This window comes from Burkholderia sp. Se-20378 (assembly GCF_017104665.1).
Taxonomy (GTDB): domain Bacteria; phylum Pseudomonadota; class Gammaproteobacteria; order Burkholderiales; family Burkholderiaceae; genus Burkholderia; species Burkholderia lata.
Window position 1 is genome coordinate 1 of the sequence record NZ_JAAGPG010000423.1, and the last position, 7,213, is coordinate 7,213.

Annotated in this window: 8 protein-coding genes and 1 pseudogene; 3 read left to right on the top strand and 6 right to left on the bottom strand. The window is 66.9% G+C overall.

Annotated elements, in window-relative coordinates; all coding sequences use genetic code 11:
* Nucleotides 1-167, top strand: a pseudogene (locus G3N93_RS41780) (MFS transporter); the annotation flags it as partial.
* 108 nt (nucleotides 168-275) lie between these two features.
* Here G3N93_RS41780 and G3N93_RS30085 read toward each other — a convergent pair.
* The 3 genes from G3N93_RS30085 to G3N93_RS30095 form a co-directional block, all read right to left on the bottom strand.
* Entirely contained in the window at nucleotides 276-524 is a 249-nt protein-coding gene (locus G3N93_RS30085) for a hypothetical protein (protein ID WP_174940839.1), read from the bottom strand.
* A complete protein-coding gene (locus G3N93_RS30090; protein WP_206134583.1) occupies nucleotides 521-1,768 on the bottom strand; it encodes an alkaline phosphatase family protein in 1,248 nt (415 codons plus the stop codon). The genes G3N93_RS30085 and G3N93_RS30090 overlap by 4 nt, the downstream gene beginning before the upstream one ends.
* A gap of 169 nt (nucleotides 1,769-1,937) precedes the next feature.
* Nucleotides 1,938-2,837, bottom strand: a complete 900-nt coding sequence (locus G3N93_RS30095) for an AraC family transcriptional regulator (RefSeq protein WP_206134584.1) — start codon at nucleotides 2,835-2,837, stop codon at nucleotides 1,938-1,940.
* A 167-nt stretch (nucleotides 2,838-3,004) separates the two neighbouring features.
* On the opposite strand from G3N93_RS30095, the gene G3N93_RS30100 reads away from it, so the two are divergent.
* Nucleotides 3,005-3,784, top strand: coding sequence for an SDR family NAD(P)-dependent oxidoreductase (locus tag G3N93_RS30100; protein WP_174940833.1), 780 nt, complete (start codon nucleotides 3,005-3,007; stop codon nucleotides 3,782-3,784).
* A gap of 114 nt (nucleotides 3,785-3,898) precedes the next feature.
* Nucleotides 3,899-4,696: an alpha/beta fold hydrolase gene (locus tag G3N93_RS30105; protein WP_206134585.1), complete on the top strand. Its 798-nt coding sequence runs from the start codon at nucleotides 3,899-3,901 to the stop codon at nucleotides 4,694-4,696.
* 173 nt (nucleotides 4,697-4,869) lie between these two features.
* On the opposite strand, the gene infA is transcribed toward G3N93_RS30105, so the two are convergent.
* From infA to G3N93_RS30120, 3 genes are all read right to left on the bottom strand, one after another.
* Nucleotides 4,870-5,133, bottom strand: a complete 264-nt coding sequence (infA, locus tag G3N93_RS30110; protein WP_011355053.1) for a translation initiation factor IF-1 — start codon at nucleotides 5,131-5,133, stop codon at nucleotides 4,870-4,872.
* A 461-nt stretch (nucleotides 5,134-5,594) separates the two neighbouring features.
* Nucleotides 5,595-5,798 (bottom strand): cold-shock protein, encoded by a 204-nt coding sequence (locus G3N93_RS30115; RefSeq protein WP_006483056.1) that lies wholly within the window; start codon nucleotides 5,796-5,798, stop codon nucleotides 5,595-5,597.
* A gap of 285 nt (nucleotides 5,799-6,083) precedes the next feature.
* Complete coding sequence (locus tag G3N93_RS30120; protein WP_174940827.1) at nucleotides 6,084-7,163, bottom strand: Rieske 2Fe-2S domain-containing protein; 1,080 nt, start codon at nucleotides 7,161-7,163, stop codon at nucleotides 6,084-6,086.
* Between the last annotated feature and the right edge of the window lie 50 nt (nucleotides 7,164-7,213).

Sequence of the window (7,213 nt, forward strand, 5' to 3'; positions counted from 1 at the left end):
CAATGACCGGCGCGACGCTCGGCATCGCCGTGCTCGGCACGCTGTTCGCGGCCACGCACGGCGGTGCGGCCGGCTTGCGTGCGGCGATGTTCGCCGGCGCGGCCGTTCAGCTGACGGGGGCCGCGGTGTCGGCCGTCAGCATGCAGCGTGAACGGCACGCGGCGTGACGCAATGCGGGCGGTTTGATGCGATGCCGCTATGCGCCGCCGTTGCCGTTGCCGTTGCCGTTGCCGTTGCCGTTGCCGTTGCCGTTGCCGTTGCCGTTGCCGTTGCCGTCAATGATGCTTCCCGCCGTGCCGCTTGTGCCGATGCGCTTCGCGCGCCTGCAGCAGCGACGGCATCAGCTCCTCGATGTATTGCCGCGCCTGCCCGCGCGTGACGATCTCGCTGAAGCGCTGATGGGCCTTGTCATGACCGACCAGCGCCGCATGCGCTTTCTTCAGGATGTGCAGAAACGCGATCAGGCTCGTGCCGTCGCGCACGGGCAATGCATCGCGCGGGTCGAATGTCGGTGTCGTACTCATGATCCGATCCTTTGCGGGCAGTCGGTGCGGCACGTCGCCGTGACGAGCGCCAGCAGGTCGTTCGCGAGGCGGTCGCGATCCGTCAGCGGCGCGAGGCCGAACAGCCGCTCGAGCGTCGCGGCGACCGACGCATGATCGTACGGCGTATGGTCGACCTGCCCGGCCGCGACCCACGGCGAAATCACGATCGCCGGCACCCGCACGCCGTACACGTCGAACCCGAAGCCGCTCGCGTTCAACGTCGCCGCCGCACCATCGTTCGGCGGCGGCGCAGCGCCCGGCCTGACCGAATCGTAGAAGCCGCCATGCTCGTCGTAGCAGATCACGAGCAGGCTGCTGTTCCACACCGGCGAATTGCGGATCGCGTTGTACACGCGCGCGGCGAGCTGGTCGCCACCGGCCAGGCCATCCATCGGGTGCTGCGAGCTGCCGTTCTGATAGGTGCCGTGCACGATGTCGCCGTAACCGGGCTCGATGAACGTATAGCGCGCCGTATAGCCGGCCGCGAGATCGGCCTCGAAATGCGCGAGGTCGTCGATGTCGAAGAAGCTGATGCCCTTCAGCGACGCGACCTGCGGCACGTGGCCGAGCGGGTCGCCCGTCTGGTCCTGGTAGATGCGCCAGTTGTCGTCGCCGAGCGCGGCGAAGATCGAGCCCTTCGGATAGGGAAAGCCGTCGAACGCGTCCCATCCGGCCATTTCTTCCTTGGTCGGCGAATGATCGAGCCCCGCCGACGACGCGCCGTGCACGAAGAAGCGGTTCGGCCAGGTCGGCCCCGGCATCGATGCATGCCACGCGTCGCACAGCACGAATGCGTTCGCGAGCGCGCACAGCGACGGCGCCTGCGTCGCGATATTGACGCCCTGCATGATCTTGCCCGCGTCGGCCGGCTGCGGCGGTGCGCCTTCGGAATGCGATGTCGCGTAGTTCGACACGAACCCGGTATTGCCGACCGGCGGATACGGCTGCCCTTTCACGAACGGCACGCCCGCGCCACAGAGCTGTTCGAGCACGTCTTTGAATTCGTGGCACGGATCGGTCGGCATCCGGTCAGGCGCGCCGCCGCCGAACGGATAAACCGCGTCTCCGTACGCGTTGCTGTTGCCGGGCGAGGCGGCAACGATGTCGGGGTAGCCCGACAGCGCAAAGAGGTGATCGAAGGAACGGTTCTCGAGCATCAGCACGAACACGTGCTGGATGCGGTCCTGAACCGACGGGGATGCGGGGGCTGCGTCTGCACTCATGGCGCCTCCTGGCGTCGCGCGACGAAAGTCCTGCTGGCACGGTCGTTGGCCCGCTGAAAGCCACTGAAGGCATTGAAAGCCACGGCGCGGGCCGCGAATTGCCGACGAGTGTACGACTGCGCCGGCCCGCACGTAAAGCCGCACGCGAACCGCGTCGCGGCGCGTGCGTTCAGCTGTCGGCCGACGCGGTTTTCAGCGTGACGACATCGCGCCGCGGCGGCGCACCGAACATCCGCGCATATTCGCGGCTGAACTGCGACGCGCTTTCGTAGCCGACCCGATACGCAGCCGTTTCCGCATTCGCCGCGCCCGTCACCATCAGGTGCCGCGCTTCCAGCAGACGCAACTGCTTCTGGTACTGCAGCGGCGTCATCGACGTCAGCGCCTTGAATTGCCGATGGAATGCCGACGGGCTCATCTGCGCGACGGCGGCGAGATCCTCGACGCGGATCGCCTCGGCGAACTGGCCGCGCAGCGCATGGATCGCCGCGACGACGCGCTGCGCATGGCCGTTGGCGAACACGACGCGCGAGACTTCGCCGCCGTGCGGCCCCGCGAGCAGCCAGTAGCAGATCTCCCGCTTCACGAGCGGCGCGACGACCGGAATCGCGTTCGGCGTATCGAGCAGCCGCATCATCCGCAGCACGCAATCGGCGAGCGGCCCGCCGAAATCGGTCACGCACACGCCATGGCCGATCGCGCCAGCCCGTTGCGGCGGCGGCGCGTCGAGTCGTTCGAGCACTTCACGCATCATCGCGAGATCGAATTCGAGCACGAGGCCGAGGAACGGCTCGGTCTCGCTCGCCTTGACGATCCGGCTCGTCGCCGGCATCTCGACGCTGACGACGAGCGCGCGGCCGGGCCCGTAGTCGTAGCGCCGCCCGCCGAACGTCGTCCACTTCGCGCCCTGCACGACGACGCACAGCGCCGGTTTCATGATCAGCGGCGCGGGCAGCTTCTCGCGGTTGGAGCGCAGCAGGATCAACCCGTCGATCGCCGTCGCGACCGGGCTCTCTTCACCCGGCGCACCCGTCAGGCGCGCGACACGTTCGACCAGTTCGTCCGACATGCAGCCACCCTCCTTATCCCGATGTCCGGATGGTACACGCGGCGCCACGCTTCCCGGGGCGGTCGGGCAGGATCAGGCAAGAACGCGGCCGGTTCCGGCATTCAGCCGCCGCGGCTGCCGCCGTACGCTTGGCGCTGTTCGTCACCGACTTCGATCAGGAGCCCAGCATGACAGCAGCACAATCGAACCCTTCCACCCCGAAAATCGCCGTCGTCACCGGCGGCAGCCGCGGGCTTGGCCGCAATACGGTGCTGCATCTCGCGCAGCGCGGCGTGCGCTCGATCTTCACCTATCACTCGAATCGCGCCGAGGCCGATCACGTCGTCGCGCTGGCCGCCGACGCCGGGCCAGCCGCAATCGCGCTGCCGCTCGATACGGGCAGCAGCGCAACGTTCGACCGCTTCGCCGGGCAGCTCCGCGAAGCCCTGGCCGGTTGGGGCGCCGACCGGTTCGACTTCCTCGTCAACAATGCAGGCACGTCGCATCACGCGCCGATCGCCGAGACGACCGAAGCCGATCTCGACGCGCTCTATCGCGTGCACTTCAAGGGCGTGTTCTTTCTCACGCAAGCGCTGCTGCCGCTGATCCGCGACGGCGGCCGCATCGTGAACGTGTCGTCGGGCCTCACACGCGTCGCCGTGCCGGGCAGCGCCGCGTACGGGTCGATGAAGGGGGCGGTCGAGGTGCTGACGCGCTATCTGGCCAAGGAGCTCGGCCCGCGCCGCATCGCGGTGAACGTCGTCGCACCGGGCGCGGTGGCAACCGACTTCAGCGGCGGGATGGTGCGCGACAACCCCGAGGTCAACCGGCGCGTCGCGGAATGGACGGCGCTCGGCCGTGCGGGCGAGCCCGACGACATCGGGCCGATGATCGCGTCGCTGCTGTCGGACGACAACCGTTGGGTCAACGGGCAGCGCATCGAGGTGTCGGGCGGGATGGCGCTCTGAGCGTTGACTTTCGCCGAGCGGCCCGATACGATCGATCCACTTTCAAGACGCCCTCCCGGTTCGCCGGGAGGGCGTTTCGTTTTGGTTCCGCCAACCAAAAGGAAACCCCTTGAAATGAACCGTATCGACACCCTCGCCTCCGGCCCGGACAGCGGCCTCGGCTACCTGCAGCACGGCACCGGCCCCGAATGCGTGATGGTCCTGCACGACTGGCTCGGCGACCATACGAACTACACGGCGCTGCTGCCCTATCTCGACGAAGCGGCATTCACGTACGTATTCGCCGACCTGCGCGGCTACGGCGAATCCATCCATCTGACCGGCGCCTGTACCGTCGACGAAATCTCGGCCGACTGCCTCGCGCTCGCGGATCGTCTCGGCTGGCCGCGCTTTCACGTGATCGGCCACTCGATGACCGGCATGGCAACGCAACGGCTCGCCGCCGATGCACCGTCGCGCATCAAGAGCGCGATCGCCGTGTGCCCGGTGTCGGCGGCCGGCAATCGCCTGAACGACGACGCGCGCGCCTTCTTCGCGAGCACGGCCGTCAATGACGATGCGTTTCGCCGGCTCGTGCGATTCGTGACGGGGGGATTGTCGGCGCGCTGGGCCGACGTGAAGCTGCGGCAGAATCGCGAGCGCGTGGCGCCGGATTGCCGGCTCGCGTATCTCGACATGCTGACCGGCACGGATTTCGTCGACGATGTCCGCGGGCTCGACACACGCTTCCTGGTGATCGTCGGCGACAAGGATCCGGGGCTCGACGCAGCGGCGATGCAGGCGACGTTCGTCGCATGGCATCCGAACGCGCGGCTCGTGACGATGCCGAATTGCGGCCATTACCCGATGCAGGAATGTCCGCCGTATTTCGCGATGGTCGTCGAGGATTTCCTGCGGGACGCGGCCGCCTGAGCGCTATGCACGCGCGGCGGCCGGTAAAGGCGGGATTGGCCGCCGCGGCATGACGATGCCGGCGACCGGTGAACGGCACGCGATGTGTCGTCCACCCGGTTCGTCCGGCCTCGCAGGCCGGACGGGATTCGATCAGCGAAGCGGTGCTGCGTGCCCGCGCCGATCGTTGGCGCTTAACGGCGCGGCTGGCCGGTGCGCGGCGGACGCGGCGAATTCGCGTCCTTGTGACGGAAGTTGATGCGGCCCTTGGTCAGGTCATAGACCGACAGCTCCAGCGTCACGCGGTCGCCCGCGAGAATGCGGATGTGGTTCTTGCGCATGCGGCCCGACGCGTATGCGCCGACCACGACGCCGTTTTCCAGCGTGACACGGTATTTGCTGTCCGGCAGCACTTCGTCGACGATTCCGTCCAGTTCCAGCAGTTCTTCTTTTGCCAAACCAATTCCTCCAGACAAGGTAATTGACCGCAGCCGCGGCGATCTGCCCGGCGCCGCGCCCTGCAACGGGACGGCGGCCGGCAGGCTGCCGGGGGTCGGTTCGTTCAGACGGGCCATGGGCCTGTCTTGTGATCGGAGCCCGGCGCGTTGCGGCGTTCAGGCGGTCGGTGGCGGCGGCGCATGGAGCGCCGCGCAAGTCGGGACCGCGCCTGCTACGGCATGGCGGCGGTCTGCTCGGGTTGATGCGTTGAAGCGCTCGCGAAACGGCGTGCGCTTCACGAAGGCGTTGCGTCGCACGCGGATCACGCATGCGATGAGGGAGGCGTCACGACCGATGCATCGTGGATGTCGCGATGCATCGGTCGTGCGCATCGGAAGCGCGCCGGCTGCCGCCGAAGCGGCGCCCTGCGCGCAAATCCGTCCGGCAGCAGCCGCCGTTTGGCGACCGCTGCCGATGCGGCTTACTGCGGCGTGATGTTCGACGCTTGCAGACCCTTCGGGCCGCGCTTCACTTCGAAGCTGACCTTCTGGCCTTCGGCCAGGGTCTTGAAACCCGTGCCGCGAATTTCCGAGAAATGGGCGAACAGATCGTCGCCGCCGTTGTCAGGGGAGATGAAACCAAAGCCCTTGGTTTCGTTGAACCACTTGACGGTACCGGTATCCACAATTACTTCCTTAATACAAATGACGATTGAACATGCGCCCGTGACGGGCACAGAAAGAATCAAAAGAGGGAGAGACCAACGACCGCCGCACGGAGTGCGGCCAATGATGAGCAATCGAACTTCTTGAACACTTCGGTCATGGACACTACGCGGTAGCGGCCGTTTCGTCAAGCCTTTTTGATGCGACGCACAAGCATGCCCGCCGCAAGCGCCTTATGCAGCGGGGGTTGCCGGCCGACGGGACGCATTTCCATACGCCCCCTTTTTCGGCCGGCCCACCGGTTGTTACTGCGGCTCGAACACGTGATGCAGCGCCGGCGGCGCGTCGCCTTCGCGAATCCGCATTTCGAATGCCTTACGCGCGACGCTCGTCGGCCGCACGTCCGCCACGTCCAGGTAGAACTGCGAATACCAGTCGCGCATCTGGTACAGCGGCCCGTCGCCTTCGCACAGCAGCGGGTTGTCGATCCGCGTCTTGCTGTGCCAGATGTCGACGTCCTCGTAGAACGCGCGCTGCGCTTCCTTCACGTACGCGTTCGCGATCTCCATGTTCTGCTCGTCGGTCAGCCCGGCCACCTTCTTCACGATCACGCCGTAGCGCAGCTCGAAGCTGTTCATGTCGATCGGCACGTGGCAGTTCAGCAACACCGAATGGATCGGCTGCCCGCCGCTCTGCCCCGTCATCTGCGTGATGTGCACGGCCGGCCCGAAATACGTCGACAGCGCGGTCAGCGCATCGCCACCGAGCTTCTCGCTGCGGCCGACCATCAGCTGCGTCGCCTTGTGGTCCTCGAACAGGTTCGCGAAATAGTCGATCGGCGCGCGGTGCACGGTCGCGAAGTGCGCGACGTCCGAGATGTTGTCGACCAGTTCGCGGCAGTTGGCCTGGATCACCATCTTGTCGACGACCCAGTCCGACCATTCGTCGGAGAAGCACACGTCGAGGCGCGGAATCGCGACGTCCTCCGGCGGCGCGTTGCCTTCCGGGTCGTTCCACACGAACAGCAGGTTGTTTTCCTCGCAGGTCGGCCAGGCGCCGATGCGCGCCTTCGGCGGGATCCGCTTGCAGTACGGGATCGATGCGCACTGCCCTTCGCCGCTCCACGCCCAGCCGTGGAACGGGCACACGAGGTTGTCGCCCTGCACCGTGCCGAGGCTCAGGTCGGCGCCCATGTGCGGGCAATACGCGTCGACGACGTTGACCTTGCCGGTCGAATCGGCGAATGCGGCAAGCTTGCGGCCAAAGGCGTTCAGCGTGTGCGGCTTGCCGTCCTTGAAGTCGCGGGCGAGCCCGAGGCAGTGCCAGCCGCGCGCATAGCGCTGTGCGAGCGGCTGGGCTTCGATCTTGTAAGGGCGTGCGGACATGTGGGTTGACTCCTCTTGTGGAGAGCGCGCGGCGGCCGGCCGCGCGCGGG